We start from the raw sequence: 23,558 nt of genomic DNA on the forward strand, positions 1-23,558 counted from the left end.
GTCCGAGTCGAACTCAGGCCTTGAAAGCAACAGAGATCGGCCCCCTTTCCCCCTCTCCCCTTTGGGGAGAGGGCTGGGGTGAGGGGTGGTTTTCAACTCCACCTCCAAAGGGATGAGGGGACTGACCGGGTTGCATATTCGAGCGACATCGACCTGAAAGTCCGAGTCGAACTCAGGCCTTGAAAGCAACAGAGATCGGCCCCCTTTCCCCCTCTCCCCTTTGGGGAGAGGGCTGGGGTGAGGGGTGGTTTTCAGCTCCACCTCAAATCTCAAGATTTCACCCCAGCCCTCCACCAAGGCATACTTGCCACCCTCCGCACTCCAGAATCAAAAACCGCCCCATGCGTATCCACGTCAGCTTCATCGACCGCGTCGGCATTACCCAGGAAGTCCTGGCCCTGCTCGGTGGGCGCAATCTCAATCTGGATGCGGTGGAAATGGTCCCGCCCAACGTCTACATCGACGCCCCGACCCTGAGCCCCGAAGTGCTCGAAGAGCTGCGCGATGCGTTGCTCAGCGTCCACGGCGTGCAGGCCATGACAGTGGTCGACATCCTTCCCGGCCAGCGCCGGCACTTGCAACTCGACGCGTTGCTCGCGGCCATGACCGACCCGGTGCTGGCTCTGGACAGCGCCGGCAAAGTGCTGCTGGCCAACCCGGCGTTGATCGCGTTGTACGGTCGCGAACCGGCCGGCGAAAGCATCGCCGAGCTGTTTGCCGACCCCGCGTTGCTCGATACCTTGCTGGAAAACGGCTTCCGCCTGCCGCTGCGCGAAATCACCGTCAACGGCCAGACTCTGCTGCTGGACGCCACACCGATCACCGATGCCGGCGCACTGCTGACGCTGTATCAACCGAATCGCATCGGCGAACGTCTGTCGGCGCTGCACCACGATCACGCGGAAGGTTTCGACGCATTGCTCGGCGAGTCCCCGGCCATTCGCACCTTGAAGGCCCGCGCGCAACGCGTCGCCGCGCTTGATGCGCCGCTGTTGATCCAGGGTGAAACTGGCACCGGCAAAGAACTGGTGGCGCGCGCCTGTCACGCCATCAGTGCGCGGCACAGTGCGCCGTTCCTCGCGCTGAACTGCGCGGCATTGCCGGAGAACCTCGCCGAAAGCGAGCTGTTCGGCTATGCGCCCGGCGCTTTCACTGGCGCGCAACGCGGTGGCAAACCGGGGCTGATGGAACTGGCGAACCAGGGAACGGTTTTTCTCGATGAAATCGGCGAAATGTCGCCGTACCTGCAAGCGAAGTTGCTGCGCTTTTTGAACGACGGCAGTTTCCGCCGGGTCGGCGGTGATCGTGAGGTCAAGGTCAACGTGCGGATCCTCAGCGCGACCCACCGCGACCTGGAAAAAATGGTCAGCGAAGGCACCTTCCGCGAAGATTTGTTCTACCGCCTCAACGTGCTCAACGTCGAAGTCCCGCCACTGCGCGAACGTGGCCAGGACATTTTGCTGCTGGCGCGCTATTTCATGCAGCAGGCCTGCGCGCAGATCCAGCGCCCGGTGTGTCGTCTGGCGCCGGGGACGTATCCGGCGTTGCTCGGCAATCGCTGGCCGGGCAATGTCCGGCAGTTGCAGAACGTGATCTTCCGCGCGGCGGCGATTTGCGAAAGCAGCCTGGTGGATATCGGTGATCTGGACATCGCCGGCACCTCGGTGGCGCGCCAGAGTGACAGCGAAGTCGACAGCCTGGAGCAGGCGATGGACGAATTCGAGAAAACCCTGCTGGAAAAACTCTACGTCAGCTACCCCTCGACCCGCCAACTGGCCAGTCGCCTGCAAACCTCCCACACCGCGATTGCCCATCGCCTGCGCAAGTACGGGATTCCCAATAAACCGTAAGGCCGCCATCGCGAGCAAGCTCGGCTCCCACATTGAGCGGGGGTTGCCCACAAATCTGCTGAACACCGAAGATCCCTGTAGGAGTGAGCCTGCTCGCGATAGAGGTCTGTCCTTCAAAATCAGTGCCGACTGACACGCAGCCATCGCGAGCAGGCTCACTCCTACAATGAGCGGGGTTGCACACAAATCTTCTGAACACCGAAGATCCCTGTAGGAGTGAGCCTGCTCGCGATAGCGGACTGTCCTTCAAAATCAGTGCCGACTGACACGCAGCCATCGCGAGCAAGCTCACTCCTACAATGAGCGGAGTTGGCCACAAATCTTCTGAACACCGAAGATCCCTGTAGGAGTGAGCTTGCTCGCGATAGCGGTCTATCCTCCAAAATCAGTGCCGTCTGACACACCGCAATCGCGAGCAAGCTCGGCTCCCACGAGGCTTGTGGGCCGGCCCGAAAACTGTTCAAAAGCGACGTTCATCTGTACTGAAAGCGCTACAGCGGAACGATATCGCTACACCCTCTCCTGATCACTGCTGCGCAAGGCTTTGATCCGCATAAGCTTTTTTCCCTCTCTTGTTCTGTAGCGATATCGCTACACGCCTGCCATTCCAGCATCACTCACAAAACTGCAAACCATTGATTCCTATACAAAAAACAACATTGGCCGCGATTTTGCTTGGTAACCACTCATAAATAAGGGCTTTCCCCGCCCAAGCATTCAATCGCGTCCACCAGACGAGTCTGGCCCCTTTAGGAGTTTCCATGAGCGAGTTGCGTTTTACTGAAGATCACGAATGGCTGCGCACCGAAGCTGACGGCAGCGTTACTGTCGGCATCACCGCTTTCGCGCAGAACGCCTTGGGCGACGTGGTTTTCGTACAACTGCCGGAGTTGCATTCCTACGAGCAAGGCGCAGAAGCCGCCACCGTGGAATCGGTCAAAGCCGCCAGCGGCGTTTACATGCCGCTTGATGGCGAAGTGCTCGAAGTCAACCCGGCGCTCGACAGCAGCCCGGAACTGGTCAACGAAGATCCGCTGGGCGAAGGCTGGTTCTTCCGTTTCCAGCCAACAGACCCTGCGGCAGTCGCCAAACTGCTGGATCAGGACGCCTACGACCGTCTGATCAAAGCCAACGCCGAAGCCTGAGGAGCCGCCATGACTATTAATCTGAGCACTGCCAACGAATTCATCGCGCGCCACATCGGCCCGCGTTCCGGCGATGAGCAAGCCATGCTCAACAGCCTCGGTTTCGACTCGCTGGAAGCCCTGAGCGCCAGCGTCATCCCGGAAAGCATCAAGGGCACCAGCGTCCTCGGCCTCGAAGATGGCCTGAGCGAAGCCGATGCGCTGGCGCTGATCAAATCCATCGCCGGCAAAAACCAGCTGTTCAAGACCTTCATTGGCCAGGGTTACTACGGCACGCATACGCCGTCGCCGATCCTGCGCAACCTGCTGGAAAACCCGGCCTGGTACACCGCGTACACGCCGTACCAACCGGAGATTTCCCAGGGTCGTCTCGAAGCGTTGCTGAACTTCCAGACGCTGATCAGCGACCTCACCGGGCTGCCGATCGCCAACGCCTCTTTGCTCGACGAAGCCACCGCCGCTGCCGAAGCCATGACCTTCTGCAAACGCCTGAGCAAGAACAAGGGCAGCCACGCCTTCTTCGCTTCCGCGCATTGCCACCCGCAAACCCTCGACGTATTGCGCACCCGTGCCGAGCCATTGGGCATTGACGTGGTGGTCGGCGACGAACGCGAACTGACTGACGTGACGCCGTTCTTCGGCGCGTTGCTGCAATACCCGGCGAGCAACGGTGACGTATTCGATTACCGCGAACTGACCGAACGCTTCCACGCCGCCAACGCGCTGGTCGCGGTCGCCGCCGACCTGCTGGCCCTGACCGTGCTGACCCCGCCGGGCGAATTCGGCGCGGACGTGGCCATCGGCAGCGCGCAACGTTTCGGCGTGCCGCTGGGTTTCGGTGGCCCGCACGCCGCTTATTTCTCGACTAAAGATGCGTTCAAACGCGACATGCCGGGCCGTCTGGTCGGCGTTTCCGTCGACCGTTTCGGCAAACCGGCATTGCGCCTGGCGATGCAGACCCGCGAGCAACATATCCGCCGCGAGAAAGCCACGTCGAACATCTGCACCGCGCAGGTATTGCTGGCCAACATCGCTAGCATGTACGCCGTCTACCACGGCCCGAAAGGCCTGACGCAGATTGCCAACCGCGTGCATCACCTGACCGCGATTCTGGCCCAAGGCCTGAAAGCTATCGGCCTGAACGTCGAGCAAGCCAACTTCTTCGACACGCTGACTCTCAACACTGGCGCCAACACCGCCAAGCTGCACGACAAGGCACGCGCCCAGCAGATGAACCTGCGCGTAGTCGATGCCGAACGTCTGGGCCTGTCCCTCGACGAAACCACGGCGCAGGCCGACGTCGAAACCATGTGGGCGCTGCTGGCCGACGGCAAAACCCTGCCGGACTTTGCCGCCCTCGCCGCTTCGGTGCAGAGCACGATTCCGGCCGAGCTGGTGCGTCAATCGCCGATTCTCAGCCACCCGGTGTTCAACCGTTATCACTCGGAAACCGAGCTGATGCGCTACCTGCGCAAGCTCGCCGACAAGGATCTGGCGCTGGATCGCACGATGATTCCGCTGGGTTCCTGCACGATGAAACTTAACGCCGCCAGCGAAATGATCCCGGTAACCTGGGCCGAGTTCGGCGCCCTGCACCCGTTCGCCCCGGCCGAGCAAAGCGCCGGTTATCAGCAATTGACCGACGAACTGGAAGCGATGCTTTGCGCCGCGACCGGTTACGACGCGATTTCGCTGCAACCGAACGCCGGTTCCCAAGGTGAATACGCTGGTTTGCTGGCAATTCGCGCTTATCACCAGAGCCGTGGCGATGACCGTCGCGACATTTGCCTGATCCCTTCGTCCGCCCACGGCACCAACCCGGCGACCGCCAACATGGCCGGCATGCGCGTCGTCGTTACCGCGTGCGATGCCCGTGGCAACGTCGACATCGAAGACCTGCGCGCCAAAGCCATCGAGCACCGCGAACACCTCGCGGCGCTGATGATCACTTACCCGTCGACCCACGGCGTGTTCGAAGAAGGCATCCGCGAAATCTGCGGCATCATTCATGACCACGGCGGCCAGGTGTACATCGACGGCGCCAACATGAACGCGATGGTCGGCCTCTGCGCACCGGGCAAGTTCGGCGGCGACGTCAGCCACTTGAACCTGCACAAAACTTTCTGCATCCCGCACGGCGGTGGCGGCCCGGGCGTTGGTCCGATTGGCGTGAAATCGCACCTGACGCCATTCCTGCCGGGCCACGCGCAAATGGCTCGCAAGGAAGGCGCGGTGTGCGCGGCACCGTTCGGCAGCGCGAGCATTTTGCCGATCACCTGGATGTACATTCGGATGATGGGCGGCGCCGGTCTGAAGCGCGCTTCGCAACTGGCGATCCTCAATGCCAACTACATTTCCCGTCGCCTCGAAGAGCATTACCCAGTGCTCTATACCGGCAGCAACGGCTTGGTGGCGCACGAATGCATCCTCGATTTGCGCCCATTGAAGGACAGCAGCGGCATCAGCGTCGATGACGTCGCCAAGCGCCTGATCGACTTCGGTTTCCACGCGCCAACCATGTCGTTCCCGGTCGCTGGCACGTTGATGATCGAGCCGACCGAAAGCGAATCCAAGGAAGAACTGGACCGCTTCTGCGACGCCATGATCCGCATCCGCGAAGAGATTCGCGCGGTGGAAAACGGCACGCTGGACAAGGAAGACAATCCGCTGAAAAACGCGCCGCACACCGCAGCGGAAATCGTTGGCGAGTGGACCCACCCGTACAGCCGCGAGCAAGCGGTGTACCCAGTGGCTTCGTTGATCGAAGGCAAATACTGGCCACCGGTGGGTCGCGTCGACAACGTGTTTGGCGACCGCAACCTCGTGTGCGCCTGCCCTTCGATCGAAAGCTACGCTTGATCCATAAGGGACGGCTTGGCCGTCCCGCAAGGACGCCACACCCCCTGTAGGAGCGAGGCTTGCCCGCGAAGAGGCCATCACGGCCGCTAAAAGCTTCGCGGGCAAGCCTCGCTCCTACAGGTTCGCGTTGCGCCTATAACAAGAAACCGGAGAACCACTCATGTCGTTAAGCGTGTTCGACCTGTTCAAGATTGGCATCGGCCCTTCCAGCTCGCACACCGTCGGCCCAATGCGCGCTGCTGCGCGTTTTGTTGAAGGATTGCGCCGTGAACAAATGCTGGCAGCAACCGCCTGCGTCAAAGTCGAGCTCTACGGTTCGCTCGGCGCGACCGGCAAGGGCCACGGCAGCGACAAAGCCGTGTTGCTCGGCCTCGAAGGCGAACACCCGGACACCGTCAACACCGAAACCGTCGCTGAGCGTCTGCAACAGATTCGCAGCAGCGGTCGCTTGAATCTGCTCGGTGAGCATTCCATCGAATTCAATGAAAAACTGCACCTGGCGATGATTCGCAAACCGTTGGCCTATCACCCCAACGGCATGATCTTTCGCGCGTTCGATGCCGCGGGCCTGCAGATTCGCAGCCGCGAGTACTATTCCGTCGGCGGCGGGTTTGTCGTCGATGAAGACGCCGCTGGCGCCGACCGCATCGTCGAGGACGCCACGCCGCTGACTTTTCCATTCAAGAGCGCCAAGGACTTGCTCGGGCATTGCGCCACTTACGGCTTGTCGATCAGCCAAGTGATGATGACCAATGAAAGTGCCTGGCGCCCGGAAGCGGAAACCCGCGCCGGCCTGCTGAACATCTGGCAAGTGATGCAGGATTGCGTCGCCGCCGGTTGTCGCAACGAAGGCATCCTGCCCGGCGGCCTGAAAGTCAAACGGCGCGCCGCAGCGCTGCATCGGCAACTGTGCAAGAACCCGGAATCGGCGCTGCGCGACCCGCTGTCGGTGCTCGACTGGGTCAACCTTTACGCGCTGGCGGTCAACGAAGAAAACGCCAACGGCGGACGCGTGGTCACCGCTCCCACCAACGGTGCGGCGGGCATCGTCCCGGCAGTTTTGCATTACTACATGCGCTTCATCCCCGGCGCCAATGAAGACGGCGTCGTGCGTTTTCTGCTGACGGCGGCGGCGATCGGCATTCTTTATAAAGAGAACGCCTCGATCTCCGGCGCCGAAGTGGGTTGTCAGGGCGAGGTCGGCGTCGCTTGCTCGATGGCCGCCGGGGCCTTGTGCGAAGTCCTCGGCGGCAGCGTCTCGCAGGTGGAAAACGCTGCCGAAATCGGCATGGAACACAACCTCGGTCTGACCTGCGACCCGATTGGCGGGCTGGTGCAAGTGCCGTGCATCGAGCGCAATGCGATGGGCTCGGTGAAAGCCATCAACGCGGTGCGCATGGCGTTGCGCGGCGACGGCCAGCATTTTGTCTCGCTGGACAAGGTCATCCGCACCATGCGCCAGACCGGCGCCGACATGAAAAGCAAATACAAGGAAACCGCCCGTGGCGGTTTGGCGGTCAACATTATTGAGTGCTGATGCGCGCGCATTGGCCTTTGCAGATTTTTCAGGAGCTGAATATGTCCACCGAACAATTGCTGAAAACCCCGTTGCACGCATTGCATCTCGAACTCGGCGCGCGCATGGTGCCGTTCGCCGGCTACGACATGCCGGTGCAATACCCGCTGGGCGTAATGAAAGAACATCAGCACACCCGTGAGCAGGCCGGGTTGTTCGATGTTTCGCACATGGGCCAGATCCGCCTGACCGGCGCCAATGCCGCCAAGGCTCTGGAAACCCTGGTGCCGGTGGACATCATCGACCTGCCGGTGGGCATGCAGCGTTACGCGATGTTCACCAACGAGACGGGGGGCATCCTCGACGACTTGATGGTCGCCAACCTCGGCAACGACGAACTCATTCTGGTGGTGAATGCCGCGTGCAAGGATCAAGACCTCGCACACTTGCGTCAGCACATCGCTGATCAATGCACCATCGAACCGCTGTTCGAAGAACGCGCGTTGCTCGCGTTGCAAGGTCCGGCCGCTGTGACCGTACTCGCGCGGCTGGCGCCGGACGTGGCGAAGATGACCTTCATGCAGTTCGCCCGCGTCGAGCTGCTGGGCGTTGAGTGCTTTGTCAGCCGTTCGGGTTACACCGGCGAAGACGGTTTCGAAATCTCTGTACCGGCAGCGAACGCCGAAGCCCTCGCCCGCGCCTTGCTGGCCGAGCCGGAAGTGGCGGCGATTGGCCTTGGAGCGCGTGACTCATTGCGTCTGGAAGCCGGCCTGTGCCTGTACGGCCACGACATGAACAGCGAAACCACGCCGATCGAAGCCAGCCTGTTGTGGGCAATCTCCAAACCACGACGTGCCGATGGCGCGCGGTCGGGCGGTTTCCCGGGCGCGGAGAACATTTTCGCGCAGCAACAGGGCGGGGTCAGCCGCAAACGCGTCGGCCTGCTGCCACAAGAACGCACGCCGGTGCGCGAGGGCGCAGAAATCGTCAACGAAGCAGGCGAGATCATTGGCAGCGTCTGCAGCGGTGGATTCGGCCCGACGCTGGGCGCGCCATTGGCGATGGGTTACGTGGACAGTGCGTACACCGCGCTGGATACGCCGGTCTGGGCGATCGTGCGTGGGAAAAAGGTGCCTTTGCTTGTAAGCAAAATGCCATTTGTTGCACAACGCTACTACCGTGGTTGATTGACTGTTTCTATAAGTAACGCGGTTGCGTTAACAGTGCACTAATGTGTAACGCAACCGCCATAAAACAGTGCAAGTTTTCGATTACGAACTTGGCTTATAACGAACGAAAACAATTGAAGCGCTCAATCGTCTAAGCCTGCACTAGCGACATCGCTAACAGCCACCAAGCCGAGCAAAACCGGGCCTCTCGCGGGGGCTTGTTTTTTATTGGCTAGTTGGCGTAGAGTCTCTCCACTGTGTTTGCATGGGTCGCTTGGAATCGTGACCTGGGCAGTAGCCTACAAGTTAGCTACATCCCGTTCGACGTCTTCTTACTCTCCTGCAACCAGCCCCAGTACTCTTTCATGAGAAGGAGACTGCCATTAATTATTGCGTCAAAGGAAATAAGAAATGTCCCAACGTCAGAGCGGTACCGTCAAGTGGTTTAACGACGAGAAAGGTTTTGGTTTTATCACTCCTGAAAGCGGTCCGGATCTGTTCGTGCATTTCCGCGCCATTCAGGGCAACGGCTTCAAGAGCCTGAAAGAAGGCCAGAAAGTGACTTTCGTTGCAGTGCAAGGCCAGAAAGGCATGCAGGCTGACGAAGTACAAGCCGAAGCCTAACCTTCTGTTACGAAAAAGCCCCTGATGCTGACATCAGGGGCTTTTTTGTGCGCGTAAATCCGTAAAATGGCCTTCTTTTTTCGCTTCGAGGCTGCCATGTCGAAACACCTGCTCAAACCCCAGGGCGACTTCCCCGCCGCCACTTTGGGCCGTCGCCTGGCAGCGATGTTCTACGACTTTCTGTTGTGCACCGCCCTGCTGATCGTCACCAGCGGAATTTACAAGATGATTCAGATGGCAATCATCGGCGAAGACCGCATGCGCGCACTGACCGAGGCCGGCGCGCTGGATGGCGATCCGTTGCTGTCGACGGTGCTGCTGTTTGTGCTGTTCGGCTTCTTCGCCAAGTTCTGGACTTGGTCGGGCCAGACCCTGGGCATGCAGGTGTGGTGCATTCGCGTACAGAACGCGGATGGCTCGTCCATCAGCCTGTGGCAGGCGTTGTTGCGCTTTGTGGTGTCGATTGCGTCGTGGTTGTGCGTAGGGCTGGGGTTTATCTGGCCGCTGTTTGATAAGCAGAAGCGCAGCTGGCACGACATGTATTCGAATACGCAGCTGGTGCGGATTCCGAAGAAGACCAAATAACTCAGCCTCAGCGAAAAACCAAATGTAGGAGTGAGCCCGCTCGCGATAGCGGTGTGCCAGTCGACATTGATGTCGACAATTACACCGCTATCGCGAGCCGGCTCACTCCTACAGGTTTTTGTGTTTGCCTGATAAGCCTCAGGCGTTACCGGCCAGTTTCATCCGCGCCGCCTGGGTGAAGTCGAGCATGCGCTTCAGCGGTCGGATCGCCTGCGGAATCAGTGCCGGATCGACGAAGATCTCGTTCGTGCCTTCCTTCAAGCTCTTCAGCGTGCGCTCAAGCGTATTCATCGCCATCCACGGGCAATGCGCGCAGCTGCGGCACGCGGCGCCGTTGCCGGCCGTTGGCGCTTCGATGAAGACCTTGTCCGGGCACAGCTGCTGCATCTTGTAGAAAATGCCACGGTCGGTAGCGACGATCAGCGTCTTGTTCGGCAGGCTTTGCGCGGCGGCAATCAGTTGGCTGGTGGAGCCGACGGCGTCCGCCAGTTCGATCACCGCAGTCGGCGACTCCGGGTGCACCAGAATCGCCGCGTCCGGGTACAACGCCTTCATGTCTTCAAGCTGCTTGGACTTGAACTCTTCGTGAACGATGCAGGCACCGTCCCACAGCAACATGTCCGCGCCGGTCTTGCGCTGGATGTACGTGCCCAAGTGCTTGTCCGGGCCCCAGATGATGGTCTCGCCGTTGTCCATCAGGCTTTCGACAATCTCCAGCGCACAGCTCGAAGTCACCACCCAATCCGCCCGAGCCTTGACCGCCGCCGAGGTGTTGGCATAGACCACCACCGTGCGCTCCGGGTGCTGGTCGCAGAACGCCGAGAACTCGTCCACCGGGCAACCGAGGTCGAGCGAGCAAGTCGCTTCCAGAGTCGGCATCAGCACGCGTTTCTCAGGATTGAGGATCTTCGCCGTTTCGCCCATGAACTTCACGCCGGCGACCACCACAGTCTTGGCCGGATGGGCATTGCCGAAGCGCGCCATTTCGAGGGAGTCGGAGACGCAGCCGCCGGTTTCTTCGGCCAGGGCCTGAATCACCGGATCACAATAGAAGTGGGCCACCAGCACCGCGTCCTGAGCCTTGAGCTCGGCAGCGATGGCAGAACGGTAATAGGCCTCTTCCTCGGCACTCAGCGGCTTGGGTTGCTTGGCATCGAGGTGAGCTTGAACCAATAGGCGTTCAGAAATTTGCGTCATGTTCGCAAGACCTGCGGGCGCTTTCGCGCGAAAGTCGAGTATACACCCGGCTCCGGACCGCAAATGGGTACCGCCGGGAGAGTGAGTATTCATCAGGCACAGCGTTGGAGCCGAGCAAGGCTACAGAATATCCCGTGGATGCAAAAGATGATTCTGACTTGTGTCGTGCGCCGGTGGGCGCAGGCAAATCGCAGGCAAAAAAAAATCCGGAAATCCTCACTTGCGTGGGCCTTCCAGACTTTTAAAACTGCTACAAAAAATGGTGGGTCGTGTGGGATTCGAACCTACGACCAATTGGTTAAAAGCCAACTGCTCTACCAACTGAGCTAACGACCCGCTGTGTGGTGGCGCGTATAATACTGATTTTTAAGGACTATTCAACACCTAATTTGAAATAAATCAAAAATAAGGGGTTGGGTCGCTGATTCCGGCGGCGGCGAAGCCTTCGGAGCGCAGGCGGCAGCTGTCGCATTTGCCGCAGGCGTAGCCTTTATCGTCGGCCTGATAGCAGGAAACCGTCAGCCCGTAATCAACGCCGAGCTTCACGCCTGCCTGGACGATCTGTGCCTTGCTCAGGTTCTGCAGCGGCGCCTGGATGCGGAAGCCGTTGCCCTCGACGCCAGCCTTGGTCGCCAGATTGGCCATGCGCTCAAACGATTCGATGAATTCGGGACGGCAATCCGGATAACCGGAATAATCCACCGCGTTGACACCAATAAAGATATCCCGCGCGCCGAGCACTTCGGCCCAGCCCAGCGCCAGAGACAGGAACACCGTGTTGCGCGCTGGCACGTAAGTGACTGGAATGCCCTCGCCCGCTTCTTCCGGCACGTCGATGTTAGTGTCGGTCAATGCCGAACCGCCCATACCGTCGAGGTTCAAGCCAATAACCTTGTGCTCGACCACTCCGAGGTCGCGTGCGACGCGTGCAGCAGCGTGCAATTCGGCGTGAGAGCGCTGGCCGTAATCGAAACTCATGGTGTAGCAGCTGTAGCCTTCGGCGCGGGCCATGGCGACGACCGTTGCCGAGTCGAGGCCACCGGACAGCAGGATTACTGCGCGTTTTTCAGTTGTGTTCAGTTGTTCGGTCATCTCAGCGCCCCGGCTCGTCATTCCAAAGATATTTATGCAGCTGCAATTGCAGACGCACTGGCAGATTGTCCGCCACCACCCAGTCAGCCAACTCCCGTGCATTCAAGTCGTGGTGACTTGGGGAAAACAGCACTTCGCCGGCACGTCGCTCCAGACCGTACTGGATCAACTTGGACACGGACCAGTCGTAGTCTTCCCGCGAGCAGATAACGAATTTCACCTGGTCGTTGGGCGTCAGCAGGTCGATGTTCTCGTAGCGGTTGCGATGCGCTTCTTTCGATCCTGGCGTTTTCAGGTCGACCACACGACTGACGCGCGAATCTACCGCCGAGATGTCGATAGAGCCACTGGTTTCCAGTGACACTTCGTAACCGGCGTCGCACAACTGCTTGAGTAACGGAATGGCATTGGGTTGCGCCAACGGCTCGCCGCCGGTGACACAGACGTAGCGCGGACGATAACCGGCCACTTGCTCGAGAATATCGTCGAGCGTGCGGATTGTCCCGCCAGTGAACGCATAAGCGCTGTCGCAGTATTGGCAACGCAGTGGGCAACCGGTCAGGCGCACAAAAACAGTGGGCAGCCCGGCAGTCCGCGTTTCCCCCTGCAAAGAGTAGAAAACTTCGGTAATTCTCAATGTGTCTTGCATAATCGCCACGGGCGTAACAGCTAAACAGGCTGTCCGCCTCCGTCAGGCTCTTCAAGGAACCCCGCCAACGCGCGAATCCCAAAAAGCGTGTTTCAGAAAAAGGGCGTGAATTCTAACGAAAAAACCCGCGACAAGCGCGGGTTTCTTCAATTCAGCTCAAGCAGGCTTACATGCGTTGCAGATCGCGTTGCGCCAACTGAGCGGCGGACGTGCCCGGATATTGGGCCACCACCTGTTGCAGAATGCCTTTTACCTTGTCGTTATGACCGAGGCGGCGCTCTACATCAGCGAGCTTGTACAGCGAGTCAGGCACTTTGGCGTGCTTTGGGTACAGCTGCGAAACCTTGGCAAACGCCTGACCTGCACCTTGCAGATCACCTTTGGCCAAATTGACTTCGCCCAACCAGTACTGGGCATTGCCCGCGTATTGGCTGTTCGGGTATTTGCGCAGGAAAGCGGCGAAAGCCTGGCTGGCCTTGTCGAAATCCTTGGCTTTGATCAGGTCGAAGGCTGCATCGTAATACAGTTTTTCCTTCGCCGGATCACCCGGTTCACTGCTGGCGGCCGGTGCCTGAGCGGCACCCGCTCCCGCACTGGCGCCTGCAGCGGCTGCTGCACCAGGGGCATTCAACGTGCCACTGGTGGAAGAATTATCAGGAGTCGCGGCTGGTGCAACGCCGGTTCCTATGCGCCGATCAAGATCCTGGTATCGCTCCAGGTTTTCCTGCTTCATGCGCGACACATCATTTTGCAGAACTTCGATCACACCTTGTTGGCGTGAGATCTGCTCCTGCATTGATTGCAGTTGGTTGAACAGCTCGCCCTGTGCCGAGACAGGGGCCGAAACCCCTCCCCCGGCATAGGCGCCGTTCGTACCGTAACCTGCAGGCGGATAACTACTTCCGCTATTACCGGAGTTGTTGTCATCGACCACAGGAACCGCAGCCCACACCGCAAGCGGTGCGAGACTGAGAGCCAAAACAGTTACAGCACGACGGCACGTTCGCATGACGAATTACTTACGCAGTTCGACGCGACGGTTTTGAGCCCAGGACTGCTCGTCGTTGCCGGTAGCAACTGGACGCTCTTCGCCGTAGGAAACCAGTTCCAGCTGAGCTGGGGAAACACCTTGCAGTACCAGGTAGCGCTGAACGGCTTTCGCACGACGCTCGCCCAGTGCCATGTTGTACTCACGAGTACCACGTTCGTCGGTGTTGCCTTCCAGAACAACGCGAGCGCCGTTTGCTTTCAGGTCTTTGGCGTGAACGTCCAGAGCGCGCATGGCTTCTGGCTTCAGGTCCGAACTGTCGTATTCGAAGTAGAACGTGGTGATAGCGCGCAGAGCAGCTTCTTCGCTCAGGGAGCCGTCAACTGCACCAGTGTTAGCGCCGTAACCAGCGTTTGGATCAACAGCGCCTTCACCGGCATTGTCGCCGCCTTTGGACGAGCAACCTACAGCTACAGCCATGGCCAGAGCCAGCGCAGCAAATTTACCAAACTTCAGCATTTCCATCGTGAAACTCCTAATGAACCCCAGTGTGTTAAGCAAATCTTTTTGTAGCGCCGCGTCAGTTCAGGTAAGGGGACCAGGATGGTTCTCTGACTTCGCCTTGTGCGGTAGGAAGCGGGAGCCTTACGCGTCCATTAATGGACACGAGCATCAAGACTCCCCGGCCCTGCTGGCGGGTGGCGTAGATTACCATGGTGCCGTTGGGCGCAACAGTAGGCGACTCGTCCAGAGTGCTATCAGTTAGGATTTTTACGCTTCCGCGCTGCAAATCCTGGGCCGCCACCTTGAAATTAGTGAAGCCATCCTGGCGGTGAATCATCACCAGGGTCTTTTCATCGGCCGAAAGTTTCGGGTTTGCGTTGTAGTTACCGATGAAAGTAACGCGTTCTGCACCACCACCGCCTGCGCTGGTTTTGTAGATTTGCGGTTTGCCGCCACGGTCGGAGGTGAAGTAGATGGTCGAACCATCCTTGCCCCAGAACGGTTCAGTGTTGATGCCAGGGCCGTTGGTCACACGGGTGATCTGGCGCGAACCGAGGTTCATCACGTAGATGTCCGGGTTGCCGTCCTTGGACAGTACGAATGCCAGGCGATTGCCATCCGGCGACCACGCTGGAGCACCGTTCAGGCCTTCGAAGTTGGTGATCTGCTCACGGCGACCGGTATCGATGTTCTGCATGAAGATGCGCGGACGGCGCTGTTCAAACGAAACATAAGCGATGCGCTTGCCATCCGGTGCGAAACGCGGCGACAGGATTGGCTCGCGCGATTGCAGCAGGGTCACGGCGCGGGCACCGTCGTAGTCCGAACGTTGCAGCGTGTAACGCGTGTTCTTCTCGGAGAAACGCTCAGCTGTCACGTACAGCAGACGCGTCGAGAACGCACCTTTGATGCCGGTGAGTTTTTCGAACGACTGGTCAGCGATGTAGTGCGCCATGTCACGCAGTTGATCAACGCTGCCCGACACGCTGCCGGTCATCACTTGCTGCTCGGTAGCGACGTTGAACAGTGCGTATTGCACCTGCAGACGACCGCCCGCCGGAACAATGCTGCCGACCATGATGTACTGGGCGCTGATCGCCTTCCAGTCACGGAAAATGATTTCGCTGGCCTGGCTCGGCTGGCTGATCATCTGCTGCTTGGCGATCGGCGAGTAGTAGCCCGAGTTGCGCAAGTCGTTACCAATGATTTCGGCCATGTCGTCCGGGAGGACGGTGCCGCCCTGGTAACCGAACGGAACTACCGCAATCGGAGTAGCCCGATCACTGCCGCTGGTAACCAGAATGTTTTTTTCGTCTGCCGTCGCCAACCCTGCCATGCAGCAGATAACGACCAGCATTCCTCGAAGAAGGTTTCTCACAAGGCTAGATCCTCAGGTGTGAATGTCATCTTGAATGAACGATACGGAGCGAAATCGCTCGGCTTCATTCCCTGCATTTCTGTCAAACGTCCAATATTCTTGACCGCCGCTACTGCGGACGAGTCGAACGGACCGTCGCCACTGGACTTGGACACACTGACCGAAGTCACCGTACCGTCCGGCAACATGCCGATCTGCAACACAACCGTCATGCCTTTGCGTGCCGAAGGAGGACGAGCCCACCCTTCCGCTGCCCGAGCACGAATCAAATCATCGAAACTGCCGGCGACTTCGTCACCCTGCTCATCCGCCAAGGCCTGCTGACGCTGCGGCGTGTCGGAAAGCAAATCTGCCAGGGCCTGAGCCTTTTTATCCTCGGTAGATTTACGTGCCGCATCCTGCGCTTTCTTCTTCGCAGCATCGGCAGCAGCTTTCTTCTTCGCTTCATCGGCGACTTTCTTCTTCGCCTCTTCCGCTTCAGCTTTTTTCTTGGCGTCGTCCGCGGCTTTCTTTTTCGCGTCCTCGACAATCTTTTTCTTGGCTTCTTCAGCGGCCGCTTTCTTGGCCTCTTCTTCAGCAGCCTTTTTGGCTTCTTCTTCAGATTTCTTCTTGGCTATATCGGCCAATTGTTTCTCTTCAGCCTTTTTGGCTTCGGCGGTCTTCTTCGCTTCGTCGGCTTTCTTGGCTTCATCAGCCTTTTTAGCTTCCTCGGACTTCTTCGACTCGTCGGCCTTCTTGGCTTCCTCGGCTTTTTGAGCCGCTTCTTCTTTCTTTTGTTCCGCAGCCTTCACCGCTTCCTGCTCGACCTTTTTCTGTTCCATCTGTTCGACTTCGGTCTGGCGCGCAGCAGACTTCTGCGCTTCACCCGCAATCTTCTGATTGGTCTGGGTGGTCGCCCGACTTTTCGATTTCAGCTGGTACAGGGTCGCCTGGACAATCGGCTTGGCCGGCGGCAACTCAGGCGTCATGGCGAAACTGACAAACAGCATGCCGAAAACCAGCACGTGCAAGCCAATCGCCCAGACACTAGGCCAGAAGTAGCTTTCCGAGGCTGTTGGCTCTCGTTGTTGCTGCATCAGGGCGCCTCGGTAATCAGGCCAACATTACCGACGCCGGCTTTCTGCAACCCGCCCATGGCGCCCATGACCGAGCCGTAGTCGACGGTCTTGTCGCCACGAATGAAGACTTGGGTGCGCTTGCCGTTGTCATTGCCGGCGCTGATGATTTTGGTCACCGCGCTGGTCATCTGCGGCAAGGTCATCGCCTTGTCCTGCTGCTTTTCGGTGTCGACTTCGCTGCCAAGGTTCCAGTAATAGGTCTTGTCAGACTTGATCGAAATGGTCAGGACCTGAGTGTTGTTGTCCTGCGGCAAGGCTTCGCTGGAAACCTTGGGCAGATCAACTTTCACGCCCTGATTGAGCATCGGCGCGGTCACCATGAAGATGACCAGCAGTACCAGCATCACGTCGATGTAAGGCACCACGTTCATCTCGGCAACCGGCTTGCGCTTTTTGCGAGCTCGAGCGATTAAAGCCATTGGAAATTACCTGCTTATTCTTCGCTGGTGTGCACTTTGCGGTGCAGGATCGCCTGGAATTCGTCGGCGAAGGTGTAGTAACGGCCCAGCAAGGTTTCGCTGCGTGCAGCAAAACGGTTGTAAGCGATAACGGCCGGGATGGCCGCGAACAGGCCGATCGCGGTGGCGATCAGTGCTTCGGCAATACCCGGAGCCACGGTGGCCAGGGTCGCCTGTTGGGCGGTGGCCAGACCACGGAAGGAGTTCATGATCCCCCAGACCGTACCGAACAGACCGATGTACGGGCTGACGGAACCGACGGTGGCGAGGAATGGCAGGCTCTGTTCGAGCTTTTCTTCTTCGCGGGAAATCGCCACGCGCATGGCACGGGCCACGCCTTCCATGACCGCTTCCGGGTCAACGCCTGGCTGCTGGCGCAGACGGGAGAATTCCTTGAAACCGGCACGGAAGATCTGCTCGACGCCCGAATCCGGGTCAGGGTTGCTGCCGGCCTGACGGTAGAGTTTGGACAGGTCGATACCCGACCAGAAGCGCTCTTCAAAGCTCTCCAGGGCACGTCGACCGGCGCGCAGCAAGTTGCTGCGCTGAAAGATCATGATCCATGAGGTCACCGATGCGGCTACCAGAATCAGCATTACCAACTGCACCACGACGCTGGCATTGCTGACCAGGCTCCACATGGAGGAATGGTCGACGACGTTAGCTTCCACGCTTTATCTCCTGCTTTGAGTGTTTACCCGCGCCGCTCACGTCGGCAAAGGCCGCACGTAGAGCTTCGGGAATGGCCCGGGGTTTCAAACTGTCAGTGCGCACACAGGCCACCAAAAACTGCCCTTCGCAGAGCAGCACATTATCCGTAGCCCGCCTGACCTGCTGTTTAAAGCGCAGGCTGGCACGGTTCAATTCGATTACTTCAGCGCTTACCGTCAGTTCGTCGTCCAGTCGCGCCGGCGCGTGATATCGCGCTTCGCTGGAATGCACGACGAACAACAGGTCCTCCCCTGCCAGCTGGGATTGGGCAAAGCCCAGTTCCCGGAGCCGCTCGGTTCGAGCCCGTTCCATAAACTTGAGGTAATTAACGTAATACACGATGCCGCCCGCATCGGTGTCCTCGTAATAAACGCGACAACGAAATGCGGAAGGCTCAAGCCCGTTTTGCGCGCGCATACTCTAGTGCTTACTCCTCAGGTTGCCAATCCAGCCAGGCAACTGTTTTTCATTGTTGATGCAGCTTTCAAGCGAAAGATTCGTCATGTGAGCCCCTAGGACCACACAAACGCTCAATCGATCAGCCCGCAAAGGTGATTAATCGTCTACTGCATCGAGGAACTCGTCTACTACGGGCATCTCGCCCAATCGTGACGGGATGTTTAAACCGAAGTGCAGATACGCGTGTCGAGTGACCACCCGCCCCCGCGGAGTGCGCATGATATAGCCCTGCTGAATCAGGTACGGCTCCAGCACATCTTCAATGGTGTGGCGCTCTTCGCTGATCGCCGCCGCCAGACTGTCGACGCCGACCGGGCCGCCGTCGAACTTCTCGATCATGGTCAGCAGCAAACGCCGGTCCTGATGATCGAAACCGCGTTCATCGACATCCAGCAAATTCAATGCGAGGTCGGCAATCGGCTTAGTGATGTGGCCCTTGGCGCGCACTTCGGCGAAATCGCGCACGCGCCGCAGCAAGCGGTTGGCGATTCGCGGCGTGCCGCGGGCGCGACGGGCGATTTCAAAAGCGCCCTCCGGGTCCAGTGGCAGCCCGAGAATGCTCGCCGAGCGGCTGACAATCGTCGCCAGGTCGGCGGTGCTGTAGAACTCCAGACGCTGGACGATACCAAAACGGTCGCGCAACGGGTTGGTCAGCATGCCCGCGCGCGTCGTCGCGCCGACCAGAGTGAACGGCGGCAAATCGAGTTTGATCGAACGCGCGGCCGGCCCTTCGCCGATCATGATGTCGAGCTGGAAATCTTCCATCGCCGGGTACAGCACTTCTTCGACGATCGGCGACAGCCGATGGATTTCGTCGATGAACAATACGTCATGCGGCTCAAGGTTGGTCAGCAGCGCCGCGAGATCGCCCGGCCGCTCGAGGACCGGGCCCGAGGTGCTTTTGATCGACACGCCCATTTCCTGGGCGATGATGTTGGCCAGCGTGGTTTTACCCAAGCCCGGCGGGCCGAAGATCAGCGTATGGTCCAGCGATTCACTGCGCCCGCGAGCAGCCTGGATGAACAACTCCATTTGCTCGCGAACGGTGGGCTGGCCAATGTATTCGGCCAGGCTGAGGGGACGAATCGCCCGGTCCTGGACTTCCTCGCGATCACGAGGGCCCGGCGTGGCGGCAATCAGACGATCAGCTTCAATCACTTAAATCATTCCCTTCAGGGCACGGCGAATCAGATCTTCACTGCTCAAACCTTTCTCCTTGATCGAGGTGATCGCCTTGCTGGCTTCCTGCGGCTTGTAGCCCAGGGAGACCAGCGCGCTGATCGCATCACTCTCGGCGGTGATCGCCGGGGCTGGCGCATCCGGCCCTCCCGGCTGGTTCGGCACCAGTGCAAACATCGCCGGCACGGTTTCCCAAGCCTTGAAGCGGTCCTTGAGTTCGACCAGCAAACGCTCGGCAGTCTTCTTGCCGACCCCCGGCACCTTGGTCAACGCCGAGGTGTCCTGGGATTGCACGCAACGCACCAGTTCATCAACTTCCAGACTCGACATCAGCGCCAAGGCCAATTTCGGCCCTACACCATTGAGACGGATCAACTCGCGAAAAAAGTCTCGCTCACGCTTGCCGTAGAAGCCATAGAGTAACTGCGCGTCTTCGCGTACGACTAAATGGGTGTGCAACGTCAGCGGTTCACCGACCGACGGCAAGCGATACAGCGTGGTCATGGGCACTTCCAGCTCATACCCGAGGCCGTTTACATCCAGAATCAGGTGCGGCGGCTGTTTTTCAGCCAGGGTGCCGCGCAAGCGTCCAATCACGTTTCAGATCCTTGAGCGTTGGCCAGCCAAGTGCTGGCGACTGACAGGACCAGGGTTTGGCGCCGACAACACAGGCGCAAAACCCTCATCCCGTAAAAATGATTGCTGATGCTATCAGAGACGCAGGCGCCCGCCACGACTGCGTGCAGTCCCGAGACCATGCGGCAGCAGACTGGAACGGGTGTGCGCGTGACAAATCGCGATCGCGAGGGCATCCGAAGCATCGATTTGCGGTTTGCTGGTGAGTTTGAGCATGTGCATGACCATCATTTGCACCTGCTCTTTATTCGCCGCGCCGGTGCCGGTGACCGCTTGCTTGACCTGAGTGGCGGTGTACTCGGCGATTTCCAGGCTTTCTTCGGCGCCAGCAACGATTGCCGCGCCGCGCGCCTGACCGAGTTTCAGCGCGGAGTCGGCGTTGCGCGCCATGAAGACTTTTTCGATGCCCATGGTTGTCGGGCCGTAGGTCTGGATCACTTCGCGCACGCCGCGATAGACGATTTGCAGACGCTCATGCAGCTCGCCGGAGCCGGTGCGAATACACCCCGACGCCACATACACGCAGCCGCGCCCGGTATCGCGTACCACGCCGTAACCGGTAATGCGCGAACCGGGGTCGATACCAAGGATTAAAGTCATAACGCCTGCGGGTTCAGTAAAAGCACGGTATTCAATACACGAATAACAAATGTGGGAGCGAGCCTGCTCGCGAACGCGGTTTCACATTCAGCAACGATGCTGCCTGAAATCCGCGCTCGCGAGCAGGCTCGCTCCCACAGGGGGATCTTACTCGCCCTCAACCCAGTTGCGCGGCAACCGATTCCGGGATATCGGCGTTGGAATAAACGTTCTGCACGTCATCCAGGTCTTCAAGCATGTCGATCAGCTTGAGCACTTTCTCCGCGCCTTCCAGATCCAGTTCGGCACTGGTGGTCGGCAGCATCACGATTTCTGCGTCGTCACCTTTGAATCCTGCGGCTTCCAGCGCGTTACGCACCGAATAGAAACCGGCAAACGAGGTGAACACTTCAATCGAGCCGTCTTCGTGGGTGACCACGTCGTCGGCGTCGGCTTCCATCGCGGCTTCCATCAGCGCGTCTTCATCGATGCCCGGCGCGAAGGAAATCTGCCCTTTGCGTTCGAACAGATAAGCCACCGAGCCGTCGGTGCCAAGGTTGCCGCCACACTTGCTGAACGCATGGCGCACGGCCGCTGCGGTGCGATTGCGGTTGTCGGTCATGCATTCGACCATCACTGCCACGCCGCCCGGGCCGTAACCTTCGTAGGTCAGTTCGACCATGTCGTCGGTATCGGCAGCGCCGGCACCGCGCGCGACCGCGCGATCAATGATGTCGCGGCTCATGTTGGCGCCGAGGGCTTTATCCAGCGCCAGACGCAGACGCGGATTGGAGCCCGGATCGCCGCCACCCTGACGGGCCGCGACCGTCAGTTCACGAATCCACTTGGTGAAAATCTTGCCCTTCTTGGCATCCTGACGTTCTTTGCGGTGCTTGATGTTCGCCCACTTCGAATGACCCGCCATAACTCACTCCGAATTTTCTTTGAAACATTGCCCGCCGCGCATCAGCGCCGGCCAGCAAGAAAAAATCTCGACCTGAAGAAAAGGCGCATCCCATGAGGATGCGCCTTCAGGGTCAGCCTTACTCAGCCAGCCTTATTCGGCTTTAGGCGTTTCGCGCAAACGAATGTGCAATTCGCGCAAAGCCTTGGCGTCTACAGCACCCGGTGCCTGAGTCATGACGTCAGCCGCGCTCTGGGTTTTCGGGAACGCGATCACTTCACGGATCGACTGCGCGCCGGTCATCAGCATCACCAGACGGTCGAGACCGAATGCCAGGCCACCGTGCGGCGGCGCGCCGTATTTCAGGGCGTCGAGCAGGAAGCCGAATTTCTCTTCCTGTTCCGCTTCGTTGATACCCAACAGACGGAACACGGTCTGCTGCATTTCCTTTCGGTGGATACGGATCGAACCGCCACCCAGCTCGGTGCCGTTCAGAACCATGTCGTAGGCGCGGGACAGTGCGGTCGCCGGGTTGGCTTCCAGTTCCTGCGGCGTGCACTTCGGTGCAGTGAACGGGTGGTGCAACGCAGTGAAGCTGCCGTCGTCGTTCTCTTCGAACATCGGGAAGTCGACAACCCACATCGGCGCCCACTTGCAGGTCAGCAGGTTCAAGTCGTTGCCGACCTTGATCCGCAGCGCGCCCAGGGCCTCGCTGACGATCTTGGCTTTGTCGGCACCGAAGAACACGATGTCGCCGTCGACCGCGCCAACGCGATCGAGGATCACATTGAGGTTGGCTTCAGGAATGTTCTTGACGATCGGCGACTGCAGGCCTTCGACGCCTTTGGCGCGCTCGTTGACCTTGATGTACGCCAGGCCCTTGGCACCGTAGATGCCGACGAACTTGGTGTAATCGTCGATTTGCTTGCGCGGCATGCTCGCAGCGCCTGGAACGCGCAGTGCGGCAATCCGGCACTTCGGATCGTTGGCCGGGCCGCTGAAGACTTTGAAATCGACTTCTTTGAGCTGGTCGGCAACGTCTACCAGTTCCAGCGGGTTACGCAGGTCTGGCTTGTCGGAGCCGTAACGGCGCATGGCTTCTTCGAAGGTCATGTGCGGGAATTCACCGAATTCCAGATCCAGCACTTCCTTGAACAGGTTGCGGATCATTTTTTCGGTGATGGCCATGATCTCTTTTTCATCGAGGAAACTGGTCTCGATGTCGATCTGGGTGAATTCCGGCTGACGGTCGGCGCGCAGGTCTTCGTCACGGAAGCACTTGGCGATCTGGTAGTAGCGGTCGAAGCCGGCGACCATCAGCAATTGCTTGAACAGCTGTGGCGATTGCGGCAACGCAAAGAACGAACCGGCGTGGGTGCGGCTCGGCACCAGGTAATCGCGAGCGCCTTCCGGAGTTGCGCGAGTCAGGATCGGCGTCTCGACGTCGAGGAAGCCGTTTTCGTCGAGGAAGCGACGGATGCTGGTGGTCATGCGCGAACGCAGACGCAGCTTCTCGAGCATTTCCGGGCGACGCAGGTCGAGGAAGCGGTAACGCAGGCGGGTTTCTTCGCCAACGTCGGAGAACTCGTTGAGCGGGAACGGCGGGGTTTCCGCTTCGTTCAGCACTTCCAGTTCGTAGCCCAGCACTTCGATCATGCCCGATGCCATGTTGGCGTTGGTGGCACCGGCTGGACGCAAGCGCACCTTGCCGGTGACTTTGACTACGTACTCGCTGCGCACGCGGTCGGCGGCGGCGAAAGTCTCAGCGCGGTCCGGGTCGAACACCACTTGGGCCAGACCGTCACGATCACGGATATCGAGGAAAATCACCCCACCGTGGTCACGGCGACGGTGAACCCATCCGCAAAGGGTAATTTCCTGGCCTTCCAGGGCTTCGTTCAGTTGGCCGCAATAATGGCTGCGCATCATGGTAGTGGTTTCACTTCTCGTAATTCGAA

The 23,558-nt window shown here is 59.2% G+C and carries 22 protein-coding genes and 1 tRNA gene; 7 read left to right on the plus strand and 16 right to left on the minus strand.

The genetic code is table 11. The features are described 5' to 3' along the window. The first annotated feature begins 341 nt into the window (after window positions 1-341). The 7 genes from FBY12_RS21035 (at window position 342) to FBY12_RS21070 (ending at window position 9,748) form a co-directional block, all read left to right on the plus strand. Window positions 342-1,850 carry a sigma-54-dependent transcriptional regulator gene (locus FBY12_RS21035; protein ID WP_145255587.1) on the plus strand — a complete coding sequence of 503 codons (1,509 nt, stop codon included), beginning with the start codon at window positions 342-344 and terminating at the stop codon, window positions 1,848-1,850. 761 nt (window positions 1,851-2,611) lie between these two features. Then, window positions 2,612-2,995: a glycine cleavage system protein GcvH gene (gene gcvH / locus FBY12_RS21045; protein WP_121731254.1), complete on the plus strand. Its 384-nt coding sequence runs from the start codon at window positions 2,612-2,614 to the stop codon at window positions 2,993-2,995. Between the two features lie 9 nt (window positions 2,996-3,004). Beyond that, a complete protein-coding gene (gcvP, locus tag FBY12_RS21050) occupies window positions 3,005-5,854 on the plus strand; it encodes an aminomethyl-transferring glycine dehydrogenase (protein ID WP_145255593.1) in 2,850 nt (949 codons plus the stop codon). A gap of 160 nt (window positions 5,855-6,014) precedes the next feature. After that, window positions 6,015-7,391, plus strand: coding sequence for an L-serine ammonia-lyase (locus FBY12_RS21055; protein WP_121731256.1), 1,377 nt, complete (start codon window positions 6,015-6,017; stop codon window positions 7,389-7,391). Between the two features lie 41 nt (window positions 7,392-7,432). Continuing rightward, on the plus strand, window positions 7,433-8,557 hold the full coding sequence (gene gcvT, locus FBY12_RS21060; protein WP_145255596.1) for a glycine cleavage system aminomethyltransferase GcvT: 1,125 nt from the start codon (window positions 7,433-7,435) through the stop codon (window positions 8,555-8,557). Window positions 8,558-8,950: 393 nt separating this feature from the next. Further along, window positions 8,951-9,163 carry a cold-shock protein gene (locus FBY12_RS21065; protein WP_003175786.1) on the plus strand — a complete coding sequence of 71 codons (213 nt, stop codon included), beginning with the start codon at window positions 8,951-8,953 and terminating at the stop codon, window positions 9,161-9,163. 96 nt (window positions 9,164-9,259) lie between these two features. Then, window positions 9,260-9,748, plus strand: coding sequence for an RDD family protein (locus FBY12_RS21070; protein ID WP_145255599.1), 489 nt, complete (start codon window positions 9,260-9,262; stop codon window positions 9,746-9,748). A 138-nt stretch (window positions 9,749-9,886) separates the two neighbouring features. Here FBY12_RS21070 and nadA read toward each other — a convergent pair whose 3' ends face one another. From nadA to aspS, 16 genes are all read right to left on the minus strand, one after another. Then, complete coding sequence (gene nadA / locus FBY12_RS21075; protein WP_121731258.1) at window positions 9,887-10,945, minus strand: quinolinate synthase NadA; 1,059 nt, start codon at window positions 10,943-10,945, stop codon at window positions 9,887-9,889. 260 nt (window positions 10,946-11,205) lie between these two features. Continuing rightward, a tRNA-Lys gene (locus FBY12_RS21080) sits at window positions 11,206-11,281 on the minus strand. Window positions 11,282-11,344: 63 nt separating this feature from the next. Then, window positions 11,345-12,037: a 7-cyano-7-deazaguanine synthase QueC gene (queC, locus tag FBY12_RS21085; RefSeq protein WP_121731259.1), complete on the minus strand. Its 693-nt coding sequence runs from the start codon at window positions 12,035-12,037 to the stop codon at window positions 11,345-11,347. Between the two features lies 1 nt (window position 12,038). Continuing rightward, complete coding sequence (gene queE, locus FBY12_RS21090; protein ID WP_092278818.1) at window positions 12,039-12,686, minus strand: 7-carboxy-7-deazaguanine synthase QueE; 648 nt, start codon at window positions 12,684-12,686, stop codon at window positions 12,039-12,041. Between the two features lie 166 nt (window positions 12,687-12,852). Next, window positions 12,853-13,695 carry a tol-pal system protein YbgF gene (ybgF, locus tag FBY12_RS21095; protein ID WP_092278816.1) on the minus strand — a complete coding sequence of 281 codons (843 nt, stop codon included), beginning with the start codon at window positions 13,693-13,695 and terminating at the stop codon, window positions 12,853-12,855. Window positions 13,696-13,701: 6 nt separating this feature from the next. After that, complete coding sequence (gene pal / locus FBY12_RS21100) at window positions 13,702-14,199, minus strand: peptidoglycan-associated lipoprotein Pal (protein WP_003178634.1); 498 nt, start codon at window positions 14,197-14,199, stop codon at window positions 13,702-13,704. Window positions 14,200-14,254: 55 nt separating this feature from the next. Then, a complete protein-coding gene (tolB, locus tag FBY12_RS21105) occupies window positions 14,255-15,535 on the minus strand; it encodes a Tol-Pal system beta propeller repeat protein TolB (protein ID WP_178076574.1) in 1,281 nt (426 codons plus the stop codon). A 17-nt stretch (window positions 15,536-15,552) separates the two neighbouring features. Further along, window positions 15,553-16,632 (minus strand): cell envelope integrity protein TolA, encoded by a 1,080-nt coding sequence (gene tolA / locus FBY12_RS21110; RefSeq protein WP_121731260.1) that lies wholly within the window; start codon window positions 16,630-16,632, stop codon window positions 15,553-15,555. Then, window positions 16,632-17,084 carry a protein TolR gene (gene tolR, locus FBY12_RS21115; protein WP_163914819.1) on the minus strand — a complete coding sequence of 151 codons (453 nt, stop codon included), beginning with the start codon at window positions 17,082-17,084 and terminating at the stop codon, window positions 16,632-16,634. The genes tolA and tolR overlap by 1 nt, the downstream gene beginning before the upstream one ends. Window positions 17,085-17,107: 23 nt before the next feature. After that, window positions 17,108-17,803, minus strand: coding sequence for a protein TolQ (gene tolQ / locus FBY12_RS21120; RefSeq protein WP_092278810.1), 696 nt, complete (start codon window positions 17,801-17,803; stop codon window positions 17,108-17,110). After that, window positions 17,793-18,260, minus strand: coding sequence for a tol-pal system-associated acyl-CoA thioesterase (gene ybgC / locus FBY12_RS21125; protein ID WP_092278807.1), 468 nt, complete (start codon window positions 18,258-18,260; stop codon window positions 17,793-17,795). Before ybgC ends, tolQ begins: the two co-directional genes overlap by 11 nt. 138 nt (window positions 18,261-18,398) lie before the next feature. After that, complete coding sequence (gene ruvB / locus FBY12_RS21130; protein ID WP_054044994.1) at window positions 18,399-19,460, minus strand: Holliday junction branch migration DNA helicase RuvB; 1,062 nt, start codon at window positions 19,458-19,460, stop codon at window positions 18,399-18,401. Continuing rightward, entirely contained in the window at window positions 19,461-20,078 is a 618-nt protein-coding gene (ruvA, locus tag FBY12_RS21135) for a Holliday junction branch migration protein RuvA (protein WP_145255602.1), read from the minus strand. It lies immediately after the preceding gene. Window positions 20,079-20,192: 114 nt separating this feature from the next. Next, window positions 20,193-20,717 carry a crossover junction endodeoxyribonuclease RuvC gene (gene ruvC / locus FBY12_RS21140; RefSeq protein ID WP_054044997.1) on the minus strand — a complete coding sequence of 175 codons (525 nt, stop codon included), beginning with the start codon at window positions 20,715-20,717 and terminating at the stop codon, window positions 20,193-20,195. 157 nt (window positions 20,718-20,874) lie between these two features. Beyond that, complete coding sequence (locus tag FBY12_RS21145) at window positions 20,875-21,621, minus strand: YebC/PmpR family DNA-binding transcriptional regulator (protein WP_092278803.1); 747 nt, start codon at window positions 21,619-21,621, stop codon at window positions 20,875-20,877. Window positions 21,622-21,753: 132 nt separating this feature from the next. Beyond that, the gene (gene aspS / locus FBY12_RS21150) at window positions 21,754-23,529 is read right to left on the minus strand and encodes an aspartate--tRNA ligase (protein ID WP_101208007.1); all 1,776 of its coding nucleotides are present in this window, start codon (window positions 23,527-23,529) and stop codon (window positions 21,754-21,756) included. Window positions 23,530-23,558: the final 29 nt, after the last annotated feature.

Source organism: Pseudomonas sp. SJZ131, assembly GCF_007828705.1.
GTDB lineage: Bacteria > Pseudomonadota > Gammaproteobacteria > Pseudomonadales > Pseudomonadaceae > Aquipseudomonas > Aquipseudomonas prosekii.